At 43.2% G+C, this 21,846-nt stretch carries 24 protein-coding genes; 13 read left to right on the top strand and 11 right to left on the bottom strand.

All coding sequences use genetic code 11. The features are described 5' to 3' along the window. Positions 1-291: DUF4160 domain-containing protein (locus A7D14_RS14970; protein WP_067036347.1), on the top strand; the 291-nt coding region annotated here is incomplete at its 5' end. 61 nt (positions 292-352) lie between these two features. Here the strand turns inward: A7D14_RS14970 and purB are convergent. Together purB and A7D14_RS14960 are read right to left on the bottom strand one after the other, a co-directional pair. Further along, positions 353-1,696: an adenylosuccinate lyase gene (gene purB / locus A7D14_RS14965; protein ID WP_067036344.1), complete on the bottom strand. Its 1,344-nt coding sequence runs from the start codon at positions 1,694-1,696 to the stop codon at positions 353-355. A gap of 48 nt (positions 1,697-1,744) precedes the next feature. Further along, positions 1,745-2,317, bottom strand: a complete 573-nt coding sequence (locus tag A7D14_RS14960) for a hypothetical protein (protein WP_067036340.1) — start codon at positions 2,315-2,317, stop codon at positions 1,745-1,747. A gap of 31 nt (positions 2,318-2,348) precedes the next feature. Here A7D14_RS14960 and A7D14_RS14955 point away from each other — a divergent pair, with 31 nt between their 5' ends. Continuing rightward, positions 2,349-2,822 carry a heme-binding domain-containing protein gene (locus tag A7D14_RS14955; protein WP_067036337.1) on the top strand — a complete coding sequence of 158 codons (474 nt, stop codon included), beginning with the start codon at positions 2,349-2,351 and terminating at the stop codon, positions 2,820-2,822. On the opposite strand, the gene A7D14_RS14950 is transcribed toward A7D14_RS14955, so the two are convergent. Both A7D14_RS14950 and A7D14_RS14945 read right to left on the bottom strand, forming a co-directional pair. Continuing rightward, positions 2,785-3,483 (bottom strand): SIR2 family NAD-dependent protein deacylase, encoded by a 699-nt coding sequence (locus tag A7D14_RS14950; protein ID WP_067036334.1) that lies wholly within the window; start codon positions 3,481-3,483, stop codon positions 2,785-2,787. The genes A7D14_RS14955 and A7D14_RS14950 overlap by 38 nt on opposite strands. A gap of 92 nt (positions 3,484-3,575) precedes the next feature. Continuing rightward, positions 3,576-4,421: a hypothetical protein gene (locus tag A7D14_RS14945; RefSeq protein ID WP_067036362.1), complete on the bottom strand. Its 846-nt coding sequence runs from the start codon at positions 4,419-4,421 to the stop codon at positions 3,576-3,578. Between the two features lie 119 nt (positions 4,422-4,540). Between A7D14_RS14945 and A7D14_RS14940 the strand changes: the two genes are divergently transcribed. Together A7D14_RS14940 and A7D14_RS14935 are read left to right on the top strand one after the other, a co-directional pair. Further along, a complete protein-coding gene (locus A7D14_RS14940; protein ID WP_067036331.1) occupies positions 4,541-5,194 on the top strand; it encodes a TrmH family RNA methyltransferase in 654 nt (217 codons plus the stop codon). A 41-nt stretch (positions 5,195-5,235) separates the two neighbouring features. Further along, positions 5,236-5,763, top strand: coding sequence for an SRPBCC family protein (locus A7D14_RS14935; protein ID WP_067036328.1), 528 nt, complete (start codon positions 5,236-5,238; stop codon positions 5,761-5,763). A gap of 9 nt (positions 5,764-5,772) precedes the next feature. Here the strand turns inward: A7D14_RS14935 and A7D14_RS14930 are convergent, their stop codons facing one another. The 4 genes from A7D14_RS14930 to A7D14_RS14915 all read right to left on the bottom strand — a co-directional run bounded on the left by A7D14_RS14930 (position 5,773) and on the right by A7D14_RS14915 (position 10,887). After that, positions 5,773-7,458 (bottom strand): alpha-amylase family glycosyl hydrolase, encoded by a 1,686-nt coding sequence (locus tag A7D14_RS14930; protein WP_067036326.1) that lies wholly within the window; start codon positions 7,456-7,458, stop codon positions 5,773-5,775. 100 nt (positions 7,459-7,558) lie between these two features. Further along, positions 7,559-8,335 (bottom strand): carboxypeptidase-like regulatory domain-containing protein, encoded by a 777-nt coding sequence (locus tag A7D14_RS14925; RefSeq protein ID WP_067036323.1) that lies wholly within the window; start codon positions 8,333-8,335, stop codon positions 7,559-7,561. A gap of 75 nt (positions 8,336-8,410) precedes the next feature. Continuing rightward, a complete protein-coding gene (locus A7D14_RS14920) occupies positions 8,411-10,165 on the bottom strand; it encodes a DEAD/DEAH box helicase (RefSeq protein WP_067036320.1) in 1,755 nt (584 codons plus the stop codon). Positions 10,166-10,305: 140 nt separating this feature from the next. After that, entirely contained in the window at positions 10,306-10,887 is a 582-nt protein-coding gene (locus tag A7D14_RS14915) for a non-canonical purine NTP diphosphatase (protein WP_067036317.1), read from the bottom strand. A gap of 60 nt (positions 10,888-10,947) precedes the next feature. Between A7D14_RS14915 and A7D14_RS14910 the strand changes: the two genes are divergently transcribed. Further along, positions 10,948-11,400, top strand: coding sequence for a methyltransferase family protein (locus A7D14_RS14910; protein WP_067036314.1), 453 nt, complete (start codon positions 10,948-10,950; stop codon positions 11,398-11,400). Between the two features lie 341 nt (positions 11,401-11,741). Beyond that, positions 11,742-13,634 (top strand): phosphoglycerate dehydrogenase, encoded by a 1,893-nt coding sequence (gene serA / locus A7D14_RS14905; protein ID WP_067036359.1) that lies wholly within the window; start codon positions 11,742-11,744, stop codon positions 13,632-13,634. Positions 13,635-13,854: 220 nt separating this feature from the next. On the opposite strand, the gene rlmH is transcribed toward serA, so the two are convergent. Next, entirely contained in the window at positions 13,855-14,328 is a 474-nt protein-coding gene (rlmH, locus tag A7D14_RS14900) for a 23S rRNA (pseudouridine(1915)-N(3))-methyltransferase RlmH (protein ID WP_067036311.1), read from the bottom strand. A gap of 92 nt (positions 14,329-14,420) precedes the next feature. Here rlmH and nadC point away from each other — a divergent pair, with 92 nt between their 5' ends. The 4 genes from nadC to priA are packed head-to-tail and all read left to right on the top strand — an operon-like array spanning position 14,421 to position 19,149. Beyond that, positions 14,421-15,278: a carboxylating nicotinate-nucleotide diphosphorylase gene (nadC, locus tag A7D14_RS14895; protein ID WP_067036309.1), complete on the top strand. Its 858-nt coding sequence runs from the start codon at positions 14,421-14,423 to the stop codon at positions 15,276-15,278. Then, the gene (locus tag A7D14_RS14890; protein WP_067036306.1) at positions 15,278-16,258 is read left to right on the top strand and encodes a YihY/virulence factor BrkB family protein; all 981 of its coding nucleotides are present in this window, start codon (positions 15,278-15,280) and stop codon (positions 16,256-16,258) included. The genes nadC and A7D14_RS14890 overlap by 1 nt, the downstream gene beginning before the upstream one ends. After that, positions 16,233-16,682: a DUF2147 domain-containing protein gene (locus tag A7D14_RS14885; RefSeq protein ID WP_067036303.1), complete on the top strand. Its 450-nt coding sequence runs from the start codon at positions 16,233-16,235 to the stop codon at positions 16,680-16,682. Before A7D14_RS14890 ends, A7D14_RS14885 begins: the two co-directional genes overlap by 26 nt. A 10-nt stretch (positions 16,683-16,692) precedes the next feature. Continuing rightward, a complete protein-coding gene (gene priA / locus A7D14_RS14880) occupies positions 16,693-19,149 on the top strand; it encodes a primosomal protein N' (protein WP_067036300.1) in 2,457 nt (818 codons plus the stop codon). On the opposite strand, the gene A7D14_RS14875 is transcribed toward priA, so the two are convergent. Then, positions 19,150-19,842 (bottom strand): LytR/AlgR family response regulator transcription factor, encoded by a 693-nt coding sequence (locus A7D14_RS14875; protein ID WP_036385488.1) that lies wholly within the window; start codon positions 19,840-19,842, stop codon positions 19,150-19,152. A 234-nt stretch (positions 19,843-20,076) separates the two neighbouring features. On the opposite strand from A7D14_RS14875, the gene rpsF reads away from it, so the two are divergent. The 3 genes from rpsF to rplI are packed head-to-tail and all read left to right on the top strand — an operon-like array spanning position 20,077 to position 21,183. Continuing rightward, positions 20,077-20,415: a 30S ribosomal protein S6 gene (gene rpsF / locus A7D14_RS14870; protein ID WP_067036297.1), complete on the top strand. Its 339-nt coding sequence runs from the start codon at positions 20,077-20,079 to the stop codon at positions 20,413-20,415. A 4-nt stretch (positions 20,416-20,419) separates the two neighbouring features. Beyond that, complete coding sequence (gene rpsR, locus A7D14_RS14865; protein WP_014031368.1) at positions 20,420-20,716, top strand: 30S ribosomal protein S18; 297 nt, start codon at positions 20,420-20,422, stop codon at positions 20,714-20,716. A 14-nt stretch (positions 20,717-20,730) separates the two neighbouring features. Continuing rightward, positions 20,731-21,183 carry a 50S ribosomal protein L9 gene (gene rplI / locus A7D14_RS14860; RefSeq protein ID WP_067036294.1) on the top strand — a complete coding sequence of 151 codons (453 nt, stop codon included), beginning with the start codon at positions 20,731-20,733 and terminating at the stop codon, positions 21,181-21,183. Positions 21,184-21,266: 83 nt separating this feature from the next. Here the strand turns inward: rplI and A7D14_RS14855 are convergent, their stop codons facing one another. Then, positions 21,267-21,680, bottom strand: a complete 414-nt coding sequence (locus A7D14_RS14855) for a DUF4168 domain-containing protein (RefSeq protein ID WP_176712432.1) — start codon at positions 21,678-21,680, stop codon at positions 21,267-21,269. Positions 21,681-21,846 lie beyond the last annotated feature (166 nt).

Below are 21,846 nucleotides of genomic sequence, written 5' to 3'. Positions count from 1 at the left end.
GTCATCACTCCTGATGGAGAATTCTATTTTATTAAAGAGCTCGTGGGAAGAATACGAAATCTAAAAATAGAAATTTACCCTAATGACCATAACCCACCTCATTTTCACGTGAAATCAAGTGATAATTCAATTAATGCTGTTTTCAGGTTAGATAATTGCCAATTAATAAAAGGTGATTTAAAAAGTAAGGATAGAAAAAGAATTGAAAAATTTTTTGAAGATGAGACCACCAAAGATTTGATGAAAGAAATGTGGAATAAATCAAAGACTGACGACAGAAAACTGAACTAAAGGCCAGAAGGCAATAACTTATAGCCGAGATATTTAGAATAAAAACAACACAATCTACACTCTACACCCCCGTATAATTCGCCGGGGTAATCTGCTTCAACTCCGTTTTAATGGCATCCGAAACCTCCAAGGTCTCAATAAAATCCGCAATGGACTTTTGGGTGATTTTTTCATTGGTTCGGGTTAAGCCCTTTAGGGCTTCGTAGGGATTGGGATAGCCTTCGCGACGCAAAATCGTCTGGATGGCTTCGGCCACCACGGCCCAATTGTCCTCTAAATCCTGCTCAAATTTGGCTTGGTTCAACACCAATTTGTTCAACCCTTTTAAAGTAGATTGGAATCCTACCAAAGTATGCGCAAAGGGAACGCCCACATTTCGCAATACAGTGCTATCCGTTAAGTCCCGCTGCAATCTGGAAATGGGCAGTTTGGCGGACAAATGCTCAAAAACAGCGTTCGCCAGGCCCAAATTTCCCTCGGAATTCTCAAAATCGATGGGGTTTACCTTGTGCGGCATGGCCGATGAACCCACTTCCCCTTTTTTGATTTTCTGCTTAAAATACTCCATGGAAATATAGGTCCAAAAGTCCCTATCCAAGTCAATAAGGATGGTATTGATGCGCTTTAAGGCGTCAAAAAGGGCCGCCATGTGGTCATAGTGCTCAATCTGGGTGGTGGGGAAGGAGTGGTGCAAGCCCAATTTCTCCTGTACAAATTGCTTTCCAAAAGCTTTCCAATCCGTTTGGGGATAGGCCACTTTATGGGCATTGTAATTTCCGGTGGCGCCACCAAATTTGGCTGCGCTGGGTATATCATTCAATAAATTGAACTGCTCCTTGAACCGTTCCACAAAAACGGCAATCTCCTTGCCCAAACGGGTGGGGGAGGCGGGTTGCCCGTGCGTCCGTGCCAACATGGGAATGTTCTCCCATGCCGCGGCCAGTTCCTTCAACTTTTCGAATACCTCAAAATACGAAGGCACATATACATCGTTCATCGCCTCTTTGATGGAAAGGGGGATGGCGGTGTTGTTGATGTCCTGCGAGGTCAATCCAAAATGGATAAATTCCTTGTGTTTTTCCAATCCCAAGGCATCAAATTGTTGTTTGATGAAATACTCAACCGCCTTTACATCGTGGTTCGTGACCTTTTCAATCTCTTTGATGGCCTGCGCATCTTTCGAAGTAAACTCTTGATAGATTTTCTGAAGTTCAGGGAATTTTTTTGTGTCAAAATCGGCCAATTGTGGCAGTGGAATTTCACAAAGCGCGATGAAATATTCAATTTCCACCTGAACTCGGTACTTGATGAGGGCCTCTTCGGAAAAATAATCCTTCAGGCTTTTGGTCTTGCTTCTATACCTGCCATCAATGGGTGAAATGGCGTTGAGTTGTGTTAGGGACATTTCTACGAACAATTTTGAAAGTTGCAAAGATACTTAAACCCATGGAGTTTAGCGGCCTATTTGGGCTAACTTGTCCAGTGTTTTTTTGGCCCGGTTTTGATACCCGGTGGTCCCCGATGCATAGGTGTCCTCCAAAATCAGTCGTAATTGTGGGTGCACCCAGTCAAATTTTAGCCCCAAATAGTACAGACTGGTCATGGAAAAGACCTTGGGGGCCATGTTCATGTCACTGATAAGCCAATCAAAACAGGCGGTCATTATTTTTTCCAATTGTTCGTCTGAGACTACCTTTTGAAAGGCTGGGTCTTTCTTTTTGAAATAGGCCACGCACACCATTTCACAGACACAGGCCACGGCTCGGATGGTAGCTTCGGATTTTAAGCTGCCCAATAGTTCTGTAAATTCGTTGAAAAAAGGTAACAAGTAGTCCAGTTTCTTTTGCATCAGATGTCGAAACGTCCAACTAGCGTTGAAGGTGCCTTCCTGTTCTTCCAGCAAAATTGCTTCGAGGAGTTCGCCCACCAAGTCAGGGTACTTTACCAATTTGTTGACGAGTTGGTCCACATCGGCTTTGGAAAGTCTTCCCGATTTCAGGGAAATATGCAGTTCTTCTTTGGTCACAATGGCGTATCTTTATAGGAAATCTTGAGTGATGAAAATAGTGAAAAAAATAGCAATTGCATTGTTGGTCATCTTTGTCTGCATGCAGTTTATCAGACCTGCCAAAAACCAAGCGGAAGGTAATTATGTCGCGGCTTTTGAATCGGAGACCCAACCCAGTACCGAAGTGAAAACCATTTTAAAAAGTGCTTGCTACGATTGCCATAGTGCCAATACCATTTATCCTTGGTACAACAATATCGCCCCGGTTTCGTATTGGTTGGCCGACCATGTTGAGGAAGGCAAGGAACATTTGAACTTTTCGGATTGGGAAAACTATACCGTAAAAAAGAAAGACCACAAGTTGGAGGAACTGGTTGAAGAAGTGGAGGAAGGTAAAATGCCTTTGAAGGAATACACTTGGACCCACCACGCTGCACGATTGGACGAATCCCAGAAAACTGCGTTGATGGATTGGGCCAAAGCGGCTAGGACCAGTTACGAATCAGCTCTTCAACAAGAATAGGGACGCCTTTTGCAGCTGTTTCTGCCCGTACCGTAAGATTGTCAAAATCTGATTGGCGCACGGTGGGCTTGGGGTCCACAAAATGAATTGGAATTTGTTTTGGGGCATAGTGGATCAGTCCAGCGGCGGGATACACCTGCATGGAGGTGCCGATAATGATTAAAATATCGGCTTGTTGGGTAATGCGGGCCGCGGTTTCCATCATGGGCACCATTTCTCCGAACCAAACGATATGGGGCCGCAATTGATGCCCATTTTCATCCAAATCACCCAAGACCAAATCGGTTGTCCAATCCAAAATATAAGTCTCATCCCGGATGCTACGCACCTTGAACAACTCGCCATGGAGATGCACCACATGAGAGCTTCCTGCCTTTTCGTGGAGATTGTCCACGTTTTGGGTGACAATGCTTACGTCAAAGTGTTGCTCCAAGTTGGCGAGGGCCAAATGTCCCGCATTGGGGCGAACCTCCAATAATTGTCGTCTGCGTTGGTTGTAAAACTCCAATACCAATTCCGGGTTTTTGGCAAAACCATGGGGCGAAGCCACTTCCATGACATCATGGCCTTCCCAAAGTCCGTCAGCATCCCTGAAGGTTTTTAGGCCGCTTTCGGCACTCATTCCGGCCCCGGTAAGTACGACTATTTTTGGTTTGGGCATTTTAAATAAATATTTTCAAACTATAGGTTCGATTTTTTAAAAGGAGATAATTATTTCGTACAATTCAATTTTTGCAACCAACAATAGGTTGTTTACTTGGAATATTGATTAAAAAAGTCTTCAACATCTCTAAGGTCATGTACGCCTAATATCCAGCAAACTTCGGACAAATCTGAAAAGTCCAATCCACCTGCCGAAATAGCCTCGTTGTTGTAACGCCCTTCTTTTCCATTATAGGTGTTGGACAAATCAATGGCATGCTCCCAAATTTCAATCACTCTAGGATTGGTCATATTCTTGTTCCAACTGGTGTGCTCAGCATCCCTAAACCCTGGAGTTCCGTTTCCCACCGCATTACCATCAGGAATCTTTATGTAATCTGAATTCTTTTTAACGAATTCAAGGCTTTCGGGAGAAGTAGATTCTTCATTCCAATTACTATGTTGAACTACATGAATGCGTTCCTGTGTACTAATTTCAGGAAAATCAGCATGAACCGCCTTAATTAGTTCTGCAGTAAAATCTGATTGACCGGCTTCCGCTATCCATATATCCCCTTGTTTATCAAAGGTTGACTTGATTATGGTTTTGACACGTTCAACGGCTCGTTTTGTGTTAGTATGGGCATCGGTCCAGTTGTCGCCAAAAGCGAGTTGAAATAAGCTGTTTGGTGGAACATACAGCCCATCTTGAATGCCATAAGTGCCAGCAACTGCGTGGTAATTTAGGCCATTGAAACTTGAATCGGCCAATAATGTGGCAAAAGCAGCAATGGTATGAAGATCATCAACATCGGTTTTGCAATCAAATTGCGCCAATAATAAGTCCTTTTTTATATCGAAACTTTCCCTTTCTGAATTGCCATTATCCACAAATTTATTTGTGAAAGAAAGGAAAAGAGCAATAATGCCAATGAATGTGGGTATTTTTAAAACCATCATCCTTTTTTTTATTGTTTCCAATTTTCCCATGATTTCCCCTATTACTTGATTTAGCCCCAAGATAGCAAATCCATTTTTTAAGAATCCACGTTTTTAAATTTTCCTATCTTGTTTTTATGTTTAACGATGACTTGCTCACTTATCTGGAAACCTACCTCACCGAAGAACGGAAACAGCGTTTTTTGGAGGTGTTGAAGCACAGGACCAAGCTGCTTACCGTGGCCATTGAGGATGTGTTCCAGATGCACAACACCAGTGCCATTATTAGGAGCTGTGATGTTTTTGGCATCCAAGACGTCCATGTGGTGGAAGACCGTTTTGGAAAACGGTTGGACAAAAATATTGCAATGGGGGCAGAGCAGTGGGTGGATGTGCATCGGTATCGGACTACGTCCGAATGCATAGACCAATTGAAAAGCGACGGCTACAAAATCATGGCCACCACGCCCCATGACGGTTCCCAATTGTTGCATGACTTTTATCCCAAGACCAAAACCGCACTCTTCTTTGGCACCGAAAAAGAGGGACTGAGTGAAGAAGTGATGCAAAAGGCCGATGGGTTTCTCAAGATTCCCATGGTGGGCTTTTCGGAAAGCTTGAATGTTTCGGTCTCTGCGGCCATCATTATCCAAGATTTGGCCCAAAAAGTGAGGGATTCCTCATTGGATTGGCAGTTATCCGATATTGAAATTTTGGAAAAGCGATTGGACTGGACCAAAAAGTCGATTAAAAATGTGAAGGGCATTATCAAAAGGTATTTGTCCGATTAAACTTTTTTGTATTTTTAGCTGTTAACCAATCACTTACGATCATGACAACACTACTCTACATTTTGGCAGGCCTTGTGCTGCTAATCCTTATTTTGGCCCTTATAGCGCCAAAAACGTACAATGTTTCCCGCTCTATTGAAATTGCCAAACCCAAGTCCACGGTTTTTACGTATTTGAGGTCGCTTAAAAAACAGGGTGAATGGTCGCCTTGGGGCAAACGTGATCCCAATATGGAACAAAAATTCACGGGCACGGATGGTGAGGTCGGCTCCATGAACTACTGGAACGGCAACAAGGAAGTAGGCGAGGGAGAGCAGGAAATCACCAAAATTGTGGAGGGAGAACGCATAGAATCTGAACTTCGATTTTTAAAGCCATGGAAATCCACTTCGGATGCCTATATCACCACTGAAGATGTGGATGCGAATACCACGAAAGTAACATGGGGCTTTTCAGGAAAAAACAAGTTTCCCATGAGTATTATGATGTTGTTCATGAGCATGGACAAAGCTGTTGGGAAAGATTTTGAAGAAGGCCTTTCCAACCTCAAAAAGCAACTGGAAAAATAGGTTTTTGGGTTACTCCACCAGTTCCAAAAGGGCAATATCAAAGTCATTTTCCAAAATGACCTTGCCGTTGGCAACGGTCACTTCGGTTTCGGAGTAGGTATCATATAGTTTGGTGCCATCCCCAAAGAATCCCTTTACCCAAAGTGATTTTTTACCTTTAGGTAAATCAAGTCCAACCACCACTTTGTCTCGATATTTGCCATTATCATACGTTCTGGAGAATACATAGGGCGATTTGGCCAGCCTTTTGTGCTTTCCGGCCCCAATGGCAGGGTGGTTTCTTCGGAATTGTCCCAATTTTTGCCAGTGTTTATGGATTTTTTGGATTTCAGGGACACTGTCCAGTTCTTCCCAGTTCATAAAAGAGCGTAAGGTGGCATCGCCCTGGGTGCCTTCAATAATGAGACTTCGTGAGGTTTCATCGCCATAATACACCTGGGAGGCCCCGGGTGTCAACAAAAGTACATTGGCGGTGCGATAGGGTTTTTTCCGTTCCGGGTCAAAAGGAGCACCGTCATCATGGGAGGTTAAATAGTTCAGCACACTTTTGTCCTTTAATTTGGTATGAAGGAGCCCACTGTATTTTTTGAAAATGCTCTCATAACTTTTGTTGGCATCGGTCTTCAACTCAAAATTGATAAGACTTTTAAAGCCGTAATCGAAGAAATCCACTTTTTTGTCCCCAAAATCAAAATTGCGCCCTCCGGAAATGCCGTAATTGTACACTTCCCCGACCATATAAAAGGGATTGTCGTCCAAAATATGCTTCTGGTGTTTTTTCTTCCAGGTTTCAAAGGCGTAGTTGGCTTCTTTGTGCAGCTCTTCCCATGCGTCCTCGTTGACGTGCTTTACAGTATCCACCCGAAATCCATCCACACCATAATCATTGATGTAGTCCGTTAACCATTTGATGATGTAATATCGGGGTGCCCTGGGATATCCGGTTCGTTCAAAGAAAAGTTGCAGTTCATCCAACTCCTTGCTCAACCGACCCTCTTCTTTCCATTTGGCCAATAACGCATCAGGGAGTTCCACATTCTCATCGGATTCGGTAAGAATATCGGGCAGGTTTTCCACCAAAGTACAAGCGGTGGTATTTTCATAGGTGGTGAACTCGCATGTGGGGCCGGTCCGCACCCAATTTTCGGGCCATACCGGGTCTTTTTCCGTTACTGGGCCTGTATGGTTGAGCACTACATCCAAAAGAATTCGAATGCCTTTGGCATGAGCGGCCTTTACCAAGTTTTCCAAATCGGCCCGTGTGCCAAAATTGGGGTCAAGCGAAGTCCAATCCTTGGTCCAATACCCGTGATAGGCGTAGGTGTTTCCGGTACCTTCATCCGTGGCGCCATGCACTTGTTCCACCAATGGGGTGAGCCAAATGGCATTTATGCCCAAATCCGTAAAATAGCCGTCTTCAATTTTTTGGGTGACGCCAAGTAGGTCACCGCCTTCAAATCCCCGGAGTACTCCAGTTTCCTCGGTTCTTTCAAAATGAAGATCGTTATTGGGATTTCCGTTGTTGAAGCGGTCCGTCAAGAGAAAATAGATGTTGGCACCCTCCCAAACAAAGGGCACTTTCTTTTTGGGCACTTCTTGTTCAACTACCTGCTCTGCTGTTTGCTGCTTTTTTTTAACTTCCTTGCAGCCAATAAAAAAGGGTAGGAAAGACATGAGAACAAGTAGTTTTTTCATGTTTTGGGATTTTGTTTAAAGCTATAAAATGAATACGGAATTCTAAAATTTATTTAGAGCTTCACAACATCAACCCAAAAAAAAGAAAAACCATTAAGATTTAATTTCGATTGAGCACTTTATACTCCTCATAACAGCTAGAGATGGCATCCAAAATCTGGAGATCATTGGCGGTGGCGATAAAGGATTTGGAATAATTACAGTTGTTGAGGATGTCCTCAATATCCACTTTCTCCAACTGAAGCAGTTCGGTAAGGGTTTCGCGGTCAAATTTGGATGCGAGTAGGTTCTTGATCTCGTCATCCTCTTTCATTTGCCGCAATTTGCGCATTTGTTTGGGTTTCTTGCCAAAGAGGTTCCGCAAGAGATCCGCCGGATTCAGAATGGCCCCCAACACCTTCGTTACCGCACTGGGACTTTTGCTCCCGGCTTCATAACTGGTGTTGAGTCCGGAAATACTATATTGGTATGCGGTGTTGACGGGAAGGTTCTTCACATCAATTTCCAGATACCCGGTAAGTTGATACGGGCTTACGATCACCTCTTCCAACGCATAGGCCAGCTCGGTCAAGGCTATTTTGGTGTCCTTGATCTTGAACATATCATTGGTGACCCGCACTTTTTGTGATTTAAAACCCAAATAACTCAGGTATAGCGTATCGTTGACCGCGGCTTCTATGGTAAATTTCCCATTTTGGTCCGTAATGGTTCCTATCACCTGATTCAGGTTGATGACGTGCACACTTTCCAAAGGAAAATCTGTCTGCGCATTCACCACTGTAACGGTCAGCTCTTCCAAAGCGGGTCTTTCATCCTCATTTTGGGCCAAGCATAACAAAGGGATAATGGAAAAAAATGTAAGTAGAATTCTTCTCATGCAATCTTTGTAGGTATAAAAGTACTAAACAAAGAAAAATAAACAGGAGACCCTTGGCTTTTAATATAGAATTAACTAATAAAACCCTTGTCTTTTTTTGCCTCCTTTTTTACCGTAACCTCCCTTTTTGCCCCCTTTGAACGATTTATTTCCGCCACTTTTTCGGCTGCCGCGATTTCTGTCACGCTTGCGGCCACCTCCTTTACCTGAACCTCCGGGATTTTTGGACACTTCAACATTGATAAAGCGGCCATCCACCTTAAATTCAGAAAAGGTCTGAAGGATAAGATCGGTAAGTTGCGCATCTGAGTTGAAGAAGGAGAAACTATCCTTGGTATCCACATTGTAAATATCCTCTTTTTCAAGGTTTAGGGTATCTCTGAGAAAATCTTTCAGCGACATCCAATCATAACCGTCCCTTTCCCCAATGTTGATAAAATAGCGAACGGAACCACTGTTGCCTGTATCAGCACCTCCTTTTTGTCCACGTTCACTTGTACCACTGTCAGAAGTGTTCAAGTCCTTGGTCTTGCTGTAGTAATTGGTAAACTGTGTAAACTCAACAGAAACCATTTTTTTAATCAGCTCATCGCGATCAATCCCTTCCAGCACATCATTGATGGCCGGCAAATAGGGATCGATTTCCTTGTTGATTTTGGTATCTTTGATCCTATTGGCCAAGTGGTACAATTGAATCTCACAGATTTCAATGCCCGAGGGTATCTTTTTGGCAACAAATTCCTGCTTGACGATTTTTTCAATGGTCTTGATTTTCCGTAGCTCGGAACGGGTAACAATGACCATGGAAATTCCGGATTTTCCAGCTCTCCCTGTTCGTCCGCTTCGGTGGGTGTAGGTTTCTATCTCATCGGGAAGTTGGTAGTTGATTACGTGTGTGATATCATCCACATCGATGCCTCGTGCGGCAACATCCGTGGCCACCAACATCTGCACTTGTTTTTTCCGAAAGGCATTCATTACCAGATCACGCTGATTTTGGCTCAAATCCCCGTGCAATGCCCCGGCATTGTAACCATCCTCGATCAATTTTTCAGCGACACGTTGGGTATCACGTTTGGTTCTACAAAAGACCACCGAAAAAATACCCGGATTGGCATCTGCTAAACGCTTTAGGGCAGCATAGCGATCACGGCCACCCACCACATAATATTCGTGTTGTACCGTGGAAGCTCCAGCGTTCTTGGTCCCAACTGTAATTTCAACGGGTTGGTGCATGAACTTTTTGGCTATGGTAGCCACCTCCTTGGGCATGGTTGCCGAAAACAACCACGTCAGTTTTTCTTTGGGGGTGTTGGACAAGATATCTTTGATATCCTCAAAGAAGCCCATGTTCAACATTTCATCGGCTTCATCCAAAACGCAATAATCAATTTTGGAAATATCCACCATCTTTCGGCCAATCATATCCTTCATCCGTCCTGGCGTAGCCACAACAATTTGTGCACCTCTCTTGATTTGTTTGGCCTGCTCGGTAATACTGGCGCCACCATAAATGGCCACAGTATTCAGTCCTTTTACATATTTGGAATAGAGCTTGAGTTCGTTGGTGATTTGCAGACAGAGTTCACGGGTCGGAGAGAGAATCAATCCTTGGGTGGTTCTGCTGTCAGCTTGTATTTTTTGGATCATGGGAAAACCAAAAGCGGCGGTTTTTCCGGTTCCTGTTTGTGCCAAGGCCACCAAATCGGTGTCTTGTTCCAATAAAATTGGGATTGATTTTTCCTGTACTTCTGATGGGGTTTCAAATCCAAGATCGGAAATAGCATCCAATAGGGGTTTATCCAACCCCAAGGCTTCAAATTTTGTCATAGCGGTGTATACCTTAAATCGCAAATATGTTGTGTTGCATAGAGCGATTCCTGTATAACCTTTGAGCCCATCGCAACACCTTGCCCATACCGGCGGCGTTAATAAAGCGGCAAATGTACGCTAAATTTATACGGTGGCTACTATAAAGTCTTGTTTTTTAAAAAGTTTACCAATTTTTCGATAGCCCTGCCACGATGGCTTATGGCATTTTTGGTTTCTGGTGGGAGTTCCCCAAATGTTTGGGTAAACCCTTCGGGTTTAAAAATGGGGTCATAGCCAAACCCACCTGAACCATGCTCCTTTGTAGTGATGGTACCTTCCACAATGCCGTTAAACCTATGGCTCTGTCCCTGAAGGTTTAGGTGGATGACGGTCTTGAAATGGGCATTTCGATTCTTTTCCCCTTCCATTTCCTTAAGCAGCTTGGCCATGTTTTCCTTGGCATTTTTCTGTTCTCCGGCATATCGGGCCGAGTACACCCCGGGATTTCCGTTCAACACATCCACCAAAAGCCCGGTATCATCCGAAAAACAATCCAAACCATAGGTTTGGGTCACAAAATCGGCCTTGATTTTAGCGTTTTCCTCCAAAGTCTTTCCTGTTTCCGGGATTTCATCATAACACTGAATGTCTTTCAAAGACAAAAGCTCGATGGATTCGGGCAAAAGCTGCTGGACTTCCTTTAGTTTATGGTCGTTATGGGTGGCAAATACAAGTTTCAAGTGGAAAGGGGTTCTATTTGAGTTTCAAAAATAGTAATTTCGAGGAGCAAACGTTACACTATGAAATTTTGGATGCCACCAGTTTTTGTGATGATAATTTTTGGAGGATTAATGTATGCACTGGCAAAGTTCCTTCCCGTTGGGGATTTTGATTTTTTCGGAAGAAGAGAGCTGGCCTATTTTCTTTTTGGGTTGGGTTTTTTGGTCATTTTGGTGTCATTGATCCAGTTTGGTAGACAACACACCACCACGGATCCGCTTCGTTTGGAAAAGGCAAATAGTCTGGTCACAAATGGCATTTATAAATACTCTCGGAACCCCATGTATTTGGGCATGCTGTTGTTTTTATTGGCTTTCGGACTCATGTTGGGGAATGCCTTTAACACACTATTGGCTGTTGGTTTTGTGTATTGGATGAACCATTTTCAGATTAAACCGGAGGAAGAGGTGCTCTTGGAGAAGTTTGGCCAGGAGTATAGTGTCTATTGCAAGTTGACCCGAAGGTGGTTTTGATGGTTGGAAGTCCGAAGTCGGAAGTCGGAAGTTAGTTATTGAGTTATTCGGTTGTTTTGTTATTCGGTTTTTGTCAAAAGAGATGTTGGAAAAGAGAACATAGACCTTTAGTTATTCAGTTATTGGCAACGGACTATTGGATTATTGAACTTTAAACTTGAAACTTGAGTTTTGAACTTGTACTATAAGCCTAATTGCAAAATGATGCTTTTTGGGTGCTATTTGAAACAATTTCAAAGGGATTTTTGATTTATCCATAAATGTGTAAGGTTTTTGATAAGTTCCGATTATAAGGATAGAATTTATGTTTAATTTTGTCCCTTAATTTTTTGAAGATGTCCATGGTGGAAACAGGGCGCAAATATGTGTTTGATTTTGACAGTACCCTTACCAGGGTAGAGGCGTTGGATGTGTTGGCGGAAATGACCCTCCAGGGAAATCCCAAAAGAGAGGAGATTGTAGCTGAAATTCAACACATTACCAATTTGGGGATTGATGGGGATATATCCTTTACGGAATCCTTGGAAAGGAGAATCCGATTGTTGAACGCCAATAAAAGCGATTTGGAAAATTTGGTGGTGGAACTCCGACAAAAGATTTCTAAATCCATCGCTTCAAACAAGGACTTCTTCCATGAATTTTCCGAAGATATTTATGTGATTTCCTGTGGTTTTAAGGAATTTATTGACCCTATTGTTGCGGAATACAATATTCCTTCGGACCGCGTATATGCCAATACATTTACCTTTGATGAAACGGGAAACATCACCGGTTTTGATGAGGCCAACGTGTTGGCTTCCCATAACGGGAAAATTGAGTGCTTAAAACGACTTGACTTGGACGGCGAGGTTCAGGTCATAGGGGATGGCTACAGCGATTATGTGATGCGCGAAGCCGGAATTGCCCACAAGTTTTTTGCTTACACTGAAAATGTGCACCGTGAAAAGGCTGCGAACAACGCCGACCATGTTGCACCTAACCTAGATGAATTTTTATTTGTGAACGATTTGCCAAGAAACCTATCCTATCCCAAGAATAGAATCAAGATCCTTTTACTTGAGAATGTACACCCGGCCGCTTTTGAGAACCTATCCGAAGAAGGCTTTTCTGTTGAACTTGTAAAACACAGTCTCCCCGAAGAAGAACTCATTGAGCGTATCAAAGGGGTGCATGTTTTGGGAATCCGTTCCAAGACCCAAGTGACCCAAAAAGTATTGGATGCCGCCAATAAATTGATGGTAGTAGGTGCGTTTTGTATTGGAACTACCCAGATTGATTTGGAATACAGCAAGAAAAAAGGGGTAGTGGTCTTCAATGCACCATACAGCAATACCCGTTCCGTGGTAGAGCTTGCCATAGGTCAGATTATCATGCTTATGCGTAATATCTTTACCAGAAGCACGGAAATCCATAACGGCGAATGGAACAAGACGGCAGCCAATTCCCGGGAGGTGCGTGGAAAAAACTTGGGTATTGTAGGCTACGGAAATATTGGAAAGCAAATGTCCGTTTTGGCCGAAGCCATGGGCATGCGGGTCTATTATTACGATGTTGCCGACCAGCTGGCCCTGGGTAATGCGGTTAAATGCAACACTTTGGAAGACTTGCTGTCCATTTCTGATGTGGTTACCCTGCATGTGGATGATAACAAGGCCAACAAAAACTTTATCAGTGAGCGGGAAATCAACCAAATGAAGGATGGGGCCATGCTCATTAACCTGTCCAGAGGTTTTGTGGTGGACATTGATGCGTTGGCGGAAGCCCTGAAAAATGGAAAACTGGGTGGAGCTGCCATTGACGTGTACCCGTCAGAGCCACGAAGCAATGGCGAATTTTCAACTCCATTACAAGGATTGCCCAATGTTATTCTAACCCCACATATTGGGGGAAGCACAGAAGAGGCCCAGCGCGATATTGCGGATTTTGTTCCCAATAAGATCATGGATTACATCAATTCAGGAAATACGGTGGATGCCGTGAATTTCCCAAATATCCGACTGCCCAAACAGAACAAGGCGCACCGTTTCTTGCACATCCATAAAAATGTTCCGGGAATCATGGCCAAGATCAATGAGGTGCTCGCCAAATACGGCTTAAACATTTCAGGGCAGTACCTGTCCACAGACCCAGATGTGGGCTATGTGATCACAGATTTGGACAAGGAGTACGACAAAGAAGTGGTCAAGGCACTGAAAAATGTGGAAAACACCATTAAGTTTAGGGTACTTTATTAATTGCAAGAGACTAGAAACCAGGAACTAGAAACCGTCCATCAAACAAAAGTACAAGTTCAAACTTCCGACTTCCCTGCCTGCGGCAGGCAGACGACTTCTGACTTCCAATGACTCAGTAGGCAGTAAGCAGTAAGCAGTAACTGAATAACCCATTACAAGAGACAGGAGTATGTCTTGATTCTTGAATCTTTAAGCGGAGCGGTCTATTGTCTCATCTAACTTATTGATGATGATACGGTTCGTTCCGTAAAATGGTGAAGCCACGATAAAGCTGTTCCACCAAGAACACACGTACCATTTGATGTGAAAAGGTCATTTTGGACAAACTGATTTTTCCATTGGCCCTTGCATACACCGATTCGCTGAAACCATACGGACCACCGATTACCAAAACAAGGTTTTTGATGCCGCTGTTCATCCTTTTTTGGAGGAATTGGGAAAATTCCAGCGAAGTATATTGCTTTCCCCGTTCATCAAGAAGAATCAGGACATCGGAGGATTGAAGTTGACCTAAAATCAGTTCTCCTTCTTTTTCCTTTTGTTGTGCTTCAGAAAGATTTTTACTGTTCTTTATATCAGGGATAATGTGGAACTGGAACTTTATGTAATGCTGCAACCGTTTCTCATAAATCGATATAAGTTGTTCTAGCTCAACACTATCCGTTTTTCCAATGGCAATCAATGTAATCTGCATGTCCAAAAATACTGTTTAAAGTGAAATACAACCCCATAGATATTGTAGAGAAGGAGCAATGTTTTTACTATTTTCGTTAAAACCCCAATGGGATGATATCCGAAAAACAATTCCAAAACGAACTTGATTTGATCATTGCCAACGCCATCAGGGAGGATGTGGGCGATGGTGATCATAGCTCATTGGCCTGTATTCCTTCAACGGCTACCGGAAAGGCAAAATTGTTGGTCAAGGACAAAGGTATTATTGCCGGTGTTGCATTTGCCAAGCAAGTGTTCCACAAAGTCGACCCAAAGCTGAAGGTTGAAGTGTTGATGGCAGACGGCAGCCCGGTGGAGCATGGAGACATTGTTTTTTATGTGGAAGGAAGCTCGCAAAGCATTTTAAAAGCGGAACGATTGGTACTGAATGCCATGCAGCGCATGAGTGCCATTGCCACCAAGACCCAACACTACGTGGCGCTTTTGGCGGGCACAGGCACCAAGATTTTGGATACCCGAAAGACCACTCCAGGAATTAGGGCTTTGGAGAAATGGGCTGTGAAGATTGGAGGAGGGGAGAACCACCGATTTGCACTGTACGACATGATCATGCTCAAGGACAACCATATTGACTTTGCTGGGGGCATCACCAAAGCCATTCAAAAAACACAACAATACCTAAAAGACCACCAAAAAGACCTGAAAATCATTGTAGAGGCCCGGAATTTGGATGAGGTTCAAGAAATTCTGCAATCCAAGGGAGTGTACCGTATCTTGTTGGATAACTTCAACTACGAAGACACCAAAAAAGCGGTCAATTTGATTGGGAATCAATGTCTCACAGAGTCTTCAGGAGGAATCAACGAAGGCACCATCCGGCAATATGCCCAGTGTGGGGTGGATTACATATCCTCTGGTGCGCTTACCCATTCCGTGCATAATATGGACCTAAGTTTAAAAGCCGTATAATGTCCAAAGTTATAGAAGAGCAATTGGAAAAGATTCCGGTCGTCAATTGGATGGTCCGGTTATTTAAAAAGATAAGGCTCAAGGCTTTTGAGGGGCTCTCTTTCTATGATTTGATGGAAATGTACCTACTGGGCATTGTGAGAGGTGCCCTTTCCACCCGGGCCAGTTCCATTGCGTTCAGTTTGTTTATGGCACTGTTCCCTTTACTTATTTTTTTGGTGACCATGATCCCGTTTGTGATTCCCTACGTTAGCGTTGGGAATGAAAATTTCGATGCGCAATTCTTGGTGTTTTTGGAGTCGTTTTTGCCATCTGCCACAGGAGACTACTTTGGCGATATTTACCAACAGATCAAAGATCAAAAACAAGGAGGACTGCTTTCATCAGCCTTTTTGGTTTCCATTTTTTTGATGGCCAATGGGGTGAACGCCATTTTTGGAGGATTTGAAAACTCGTACCATGTGGAACTCACCCGGAATTTTTTTCGTCAATATGCTTACGCGTTAATGGTTGGACTGATTCTTTCCATACTATTGATCGTTGGGGCGGTGGCTTTTGTGTACTTTGAGTTTTACATTGTGGAATACACCAGCGAATATCTCGGGAAAACCTTCGGGTATGATGTTGAAAAAGGGGATACTCTTGGTATTCAGATCGCCAAAATATTATTTTTCATCTGCCTCTCCTATCTGACCACCTCCATTCTGTATTATTTCGGAACCGCTGAGGGCAGAAAGGCACGCTTCTTTTCCATTGGGGCATTAATGACGACCTTATTGTTCCTGCTGACCTCGTACCTCTTTGGAATTTATGTGGAAAAATTTGCCAGATATAACGAACTTTATGGAGCTTTGGGGGGATTGCTGATCTTAATGGTTTTCATATGGTTGAATTCCAACATTCTATTATTGGGGTTTGAGCTGAATGCAACCCTTAATTCACTAAAAAAACAACATGAAAAACAACAGGATGCCCAATAAATTGATACTGCTTTCATTTTTTCTGCTTCTTCAAACCGCATGGGGACAGACCGTATTCGGAAAATGGAAAACAGTGGATGACCGCAATGGAATAAACAAAGCAATCATTCATGTGTATAAAGAAGACGGGCTTATGCAGGCCAAAGTTGTCAAAATTTTGGAAGAGGGAAAGGAAAATGCCCTTTGCACCAAGTGCGATGGAGAACTCAAGGACAAGCCCATTGTTGGCATGAAGATCATGGACGATTTTGAAAAGAGCGGCAAGGGAGAATACAAAGGAAAGAGGTTGTTTGATCCAGAGCAAGGCATGACCTTTCGGGGAAAGGTATGGCTGGATGATGAAAATGAGAATCGGCTAAAAGTTAGGGGCTATTTGGCATTTTTGTACAGGACACAAACCTGGCATAGGATACTGGAAGAGTAAGAGTAAGTGTATGGATTATTTTTTAGACGTTGTCCTGCCCATTCCTCTGGAACGTCTTTTTACCTATAAGATCACCCCACAGGAAGCAGATTTTTTACACCCTGGCATGCGGGTGGCCGTTCCTTTTGGCAAGACCAAGATTTATACCGCATTGGTGTATCAGGTTCACAGCAATGCCCCAACTGCCTACGAAGCCAAGGAAATCTACCAGATTTTGGATGAAACACCTTTGGTCAACCCATTTCAGCTGAAACATTGGGAATGGATAGCCCAATATTACATGTGCACTTTGGGTGAAGTCATTCGGAGTGCCCTGCCCAGTGCTTTTATGTTGGAGAGTGAAACCTTGGTGCTGCCCAACAAAGAAGCTGACATTGATGAAATGGAACTCAAGGATGATGAGTTTTTGGTATATGAGGTCCTTCAGCACCAAACCGCATTGAAAATTGGGGAAATAAGTGACATTGTCGATAAAAAGCATGTGTTGTCCTTGGTCAACAGACTGGTGCAAAAAGGCGTGGTGAACCAAAAAGAGGAGTTGTATGAACAGTACAGACCCAAATTGGTCAGATATGTGAAACTCTCCGAAGTGTATGATGACGAGGGCCAACTGGAAGCATTGCTCAACGAACTTTCCCGGGCACCCAAACAGAGTCAGGTAGTGCTGTCCCTTTTTCAGATACGGGCCAAAAACAACAAACCCATCCCCATTGAAGACCTTGAAAAAGAAAGTGGTGCTTCACGGGCGGTGATCAAGGCACTCATTGATAAGAATATTCTAGAAGAATATCAAATCAGAAAGGATAGGGTGGATTACAGGGAAGAATCCGAGGAATCTGAAAATATTGACCTAAACGAACATCAAGCCAAAGCTCTTGAAGACATAAAAACCGGGTTTGACCAAAACAAACCCGTCCTGCTCCATGGAGTGACATCATCCGGGAAAACCGAGGTCTACGTTAAACTGATTGAGCAATGTTTGGATCAAGGAAAGCAAGCACTGTACCTATTGCCTGAAATTGCATTGACCTCCCAATTGATCAATCGACTGCGACATTATTTTGGCCATAAAGTCTCAGTGTACCATTCCAAATACAGCATTCATGAGCGCGTTGAGGTCTGGAACAATGTATTGGCCCAGGCCGAAAAGGCGCAGATTGTTATTGGGGCACGCTCTTCGCTGTTCCTTCCGTTTTCCAATTTGGGATTGGTGGTGGTGGATGAAGAGCACGAGAATTCCTTTAAGCAATTTGATCCCGCCCCACGATACCATGCCCGGGACGCTTCCATAGTCTTGGCTTCCCTGCACAAGGCCAATATTGTGTTGGGGACGGCCACGCCAAGTATTGAGAGTATGGATAATGCCAAAAAAGGGAAATATGGGTATGCTTCCATCCAATACCGCTTTGGAAATGTGTTGATGCCGGACATCAGCCTGGTGGATATTAAAGAAGCTACCCGCAAGAAACGAATGAAAGGGCATTTTTCTGAAATTTTGCTCAAAGCCATTGAAGAGACCTTGGAAGAAGGGGAACAGGTGATTCTTTTTCAAAACCGAAGGGGTTTTGCCCCAGTGGTGGAATGCACTACCTGTGGTCATGTGGCCCAGTGCCCCAATTGCGATGTGAGCCTTACCTTTCATCAGCATAGAAACCAACTGCGGTGCCATTATTGTGGCTATCACATGGCGTTACAGCAAGCTTGTTTGGCCTGTGGAAGTGCTACTTTGGATAAAAAAGGGTTTGGAACGGAGCAGATTCAGGAGGAACTCAGCCAGCTTTTCCCCAAAGTGTCCGTGGGGCGGATGGATTTGGATACCACCCGAGGTAAATATGCCTATGAAAAAATCATTTCGGCCTTTGAAAACCAAGAGATGGATATTTTGGTGGGCACCCAAATGGTCACCAAGGGATTGGATTTTAGGAATGTGAGCTTGGTGGGCATCATGAATGCGGATTCCATGTTGAATTTTCCCGATTATCGAGCCCATGAACGCAGTTTTCAAATGCTGACCCAGGTGGCGGGTAGGGCAGGGCGGACGCAGAAACGGGGAAGAGTGCTCATACAAACCTATAATCCATATCATCAAATTCTGCAACAGGTCACCACGAACAACTACGACAAAATGTTTGCGGAGCAACTGTATGAGCGGGAGCAGTTTAAATACCCTCCTGTGGTGCGTATCATTAAAGTGACTTTAAAGGCAAGGGATTTCAATACATTGAACGAGGCGGCCCAGTGGATGGCCGGTTCACTGCGAAATGTGCTGGGGCAACATATTTTAGGGCCAGAATATCCTCCCGTGGCACGTATCCGAAGGGACTATCTGAAGAACATCCTGATCAAGATCCCCAAAAAACAGTCGTTGGCACAAACAAAAAATAGCATTAAACGGATTGAAAAATCCTTTAATGCTATTTCCAAGTATAAAAGTGTAAGACTGGTCTACAATGTGGACCACATTTAATTATACATTGGCCAGTGCTTCGGCCAACTCAGTCTTTTTGTTTCTACTCAACGGAATCTGTCTTCCCCCTACTTCAACATTTTTACTGTTGAATTTTTCAATCTTCTCCAGATTCACAATATAGGATTTATGGATGCGTAGAAATTTATCGGCCGGCAATTGCTTTTCGAAAGATTTCATGGTGGAAAGGATTACGATGTTGGCTTCATCTGTCACCAACTTAATGTAATCTCCCAATGCCTCGATCCATTTAATATCGTTTAGGATAACCTTACGTTTTTTAAGGTTGCTCTTTACAAAAATATGTTCTTCATCTTCATCAACACGGTTCATCTGCTCGTATTTGGCCACGGCTCTTTTTACAGAGGCTTCAAAACGGGCCAAAGTGATGGGTTTGTGAAGGTAATCGGTTACGTCGTAATCAAAAGCTTTGAGTGCGTAATCAGGTTTTCCTGTAATAAGGATAACCTGTGGTGGGTTCTCTAGGGCCTCCAAAAGGTCAAAACCGCTTATAATGGGCATTTCAACATCCAAAAAGATCAAATCGACTTCATGGTTCTTAAGGCCATTTTTGGCTTCAATGGCATTGCTGTACTCAGCAACTAAAGCAAGATGTGGATGATTGTTGACCAATTTTGCAACAGCCATGCGCTGCATGGAGGAATCGTCTACAATTATACTTTTTAATTTCATAGAATGGGGTGATTTGTAGGGTTTTAAATCATCGGCAAATTACATAAAAAAGACGTTTAAGAGCAACAAAAGATGTAAACATGGTCTATTTTGTTGTGTATATTGCCATATACGTTATGTATGTTTAAAGGGTTCGGTTTTGTTGATAACTCTTGTACTTAAACGAAGTTTTTTTAGTTTTCTTGCAGGGTGAAGGAAATATCACTAATTTTGCGCTCCTTTAAAATATATAATATGAACCATTACGAAACTGTTTTCATTTTAAATCCCGTTCTGTCTGAAACACAGATAGAGGAAACAGTCAAGAAATTTGAGGATTTCTTGATTAAGAATGGTGGCAAAATGGTCTCCAAGGAAGATTGGGGACTTAAAAAATTAGCCTATCCCATTCAGCACAAGAAAAGTGGTTTTTACCACTTGTTCGAATTCACCGCTCCAGGCGAGGCCATTGGGCCTTATGAGTTGGAGTTTCGAAGAGATGAGCGCGTTATGCGTTTTTTGACCGTTAAACTGGACAAGCATGCCATTGCTTGGGCCGAAAAAAGAAGAACCAAATTAAAAGCAAACGCATAGGGTTATGGCATCTATTGAACAACAAGCAAAGTCAAAGAAAGACGGGGAAATTAGATATTTGACCCCGCTTAACATTGAGACCAGCAAACAAAAGAAGTATTGCAGGTTCAAAAAATCAGGCATCAAGTATATAGATTACAAAGACCCGGATTTTTTGATGAAATTGGTAAACGAACAGGGTAAATTGCTTCCCAGAAGACTTACCGGTACTTCCTTGAAATACCAAAGAAAAGTGGCACAGGCCGTGAAGCGTGCACGCCACCTAGCGTTAATGCCGTACGTTGGCGATATGTTGAAATAAAAAAATACCAGAGAATGGAACTTATTCTAAAAGAAGATGTACAGGATTTGGGATTTAAAGATGATATCGTTTCCGTAAAGAACGGTTACGGCAGAAACTTTTTAATCCCTCAAGGATTGGCCACCTTGGCCACGCCTTCCGCCAAAAAAGTTTTGGCAGAGAACCTTAAACAAAGAGCCCACAAAGAGAAAAAGATCATTGATGCGGCCAACAAGACAGCGGAAGCCCTAAAACAATTGGAAATCCGTATTCCAGCCAAGGTTGGAGCGGGTGATAAATTGTTCGGTTCCGTGACCACAATTGATCTAGCGGCCGCGTTGGACAAGGAAGGGCACCAAATAGACAGAAAGTTTATCAATATTAAAGGAGGGGCCATCAAAAGGGTAGGACCTTATGAGGCTGTCATCAGACTTCACCGAGAAGTTGTTGTTGAATTTCCTTTTGAGGTGATAGCTGAAGCGAAGTAAATACTGGTTTTCAGTCAATACTATAAAAAGAGCCATGCAAAGCATGGCTCTTTTTTGTGATATCCGTATGCTTGAATATCTCCCTATTGCTGTACTTGCGTCAAAATGGTTTTTAAGCGGCCTTGAAGCTCAGTATCGCTTTGCAAAGCCATGGCTATAACTTGGTAGCGTTCCAGACTCATGCCTTCATTGCTGATGACTTCTTCAATTTGTTCGGTAAAACCAACCTGTAACTGTTGTATTTCGCTCATTAATTTCCCAAATCGTTCTTTTTCTTCGTCGCTGATATCAACTGTTTTGTCTGCGGATGCTGAGGCTTGGTACAACTCATTGAACCTATCGGTCTCAAAACCATTTTCCTCAACCGTTTCCATAACCTTCTGTTGTGCCGCTCTATTTACTTCTTGGATGCCTTGGAACGCAGAGGCAATCTTGTTCAGTTCAGCATCGGACACCTCTACCTGTTCTTGGGCGCTTAGCGGAGAAATAGCGCCCATCCCAATGGCTAATAGACAAACAAATAAAGTTTTACATGGTTTCGAAAATCTCATTCTAAAAATATTTTTATATAGGTTATTTTTCGAAACTACAATAAATTAAGGCGCTTCCCAAAATAAGGCTGTTAACTAAAACTTAAGGAGAATACGGTTAATTCTGATGGCT

The sequence above is a fragment of the Allomuricauda sp. CP2A genome, assembly GCF_001683915.1.
In the GTDB taxonomy this organism is placed as follows: Bacteria; Bacteroidota; Bacteroidia; order Flavobacteriales; family Flavobacteriaceae; genus Flagellimonas.
Note: the sequence above shows the minus strand (reverse complement) of the source record. Positions and strands in the feature narration are given on the sequence as shown.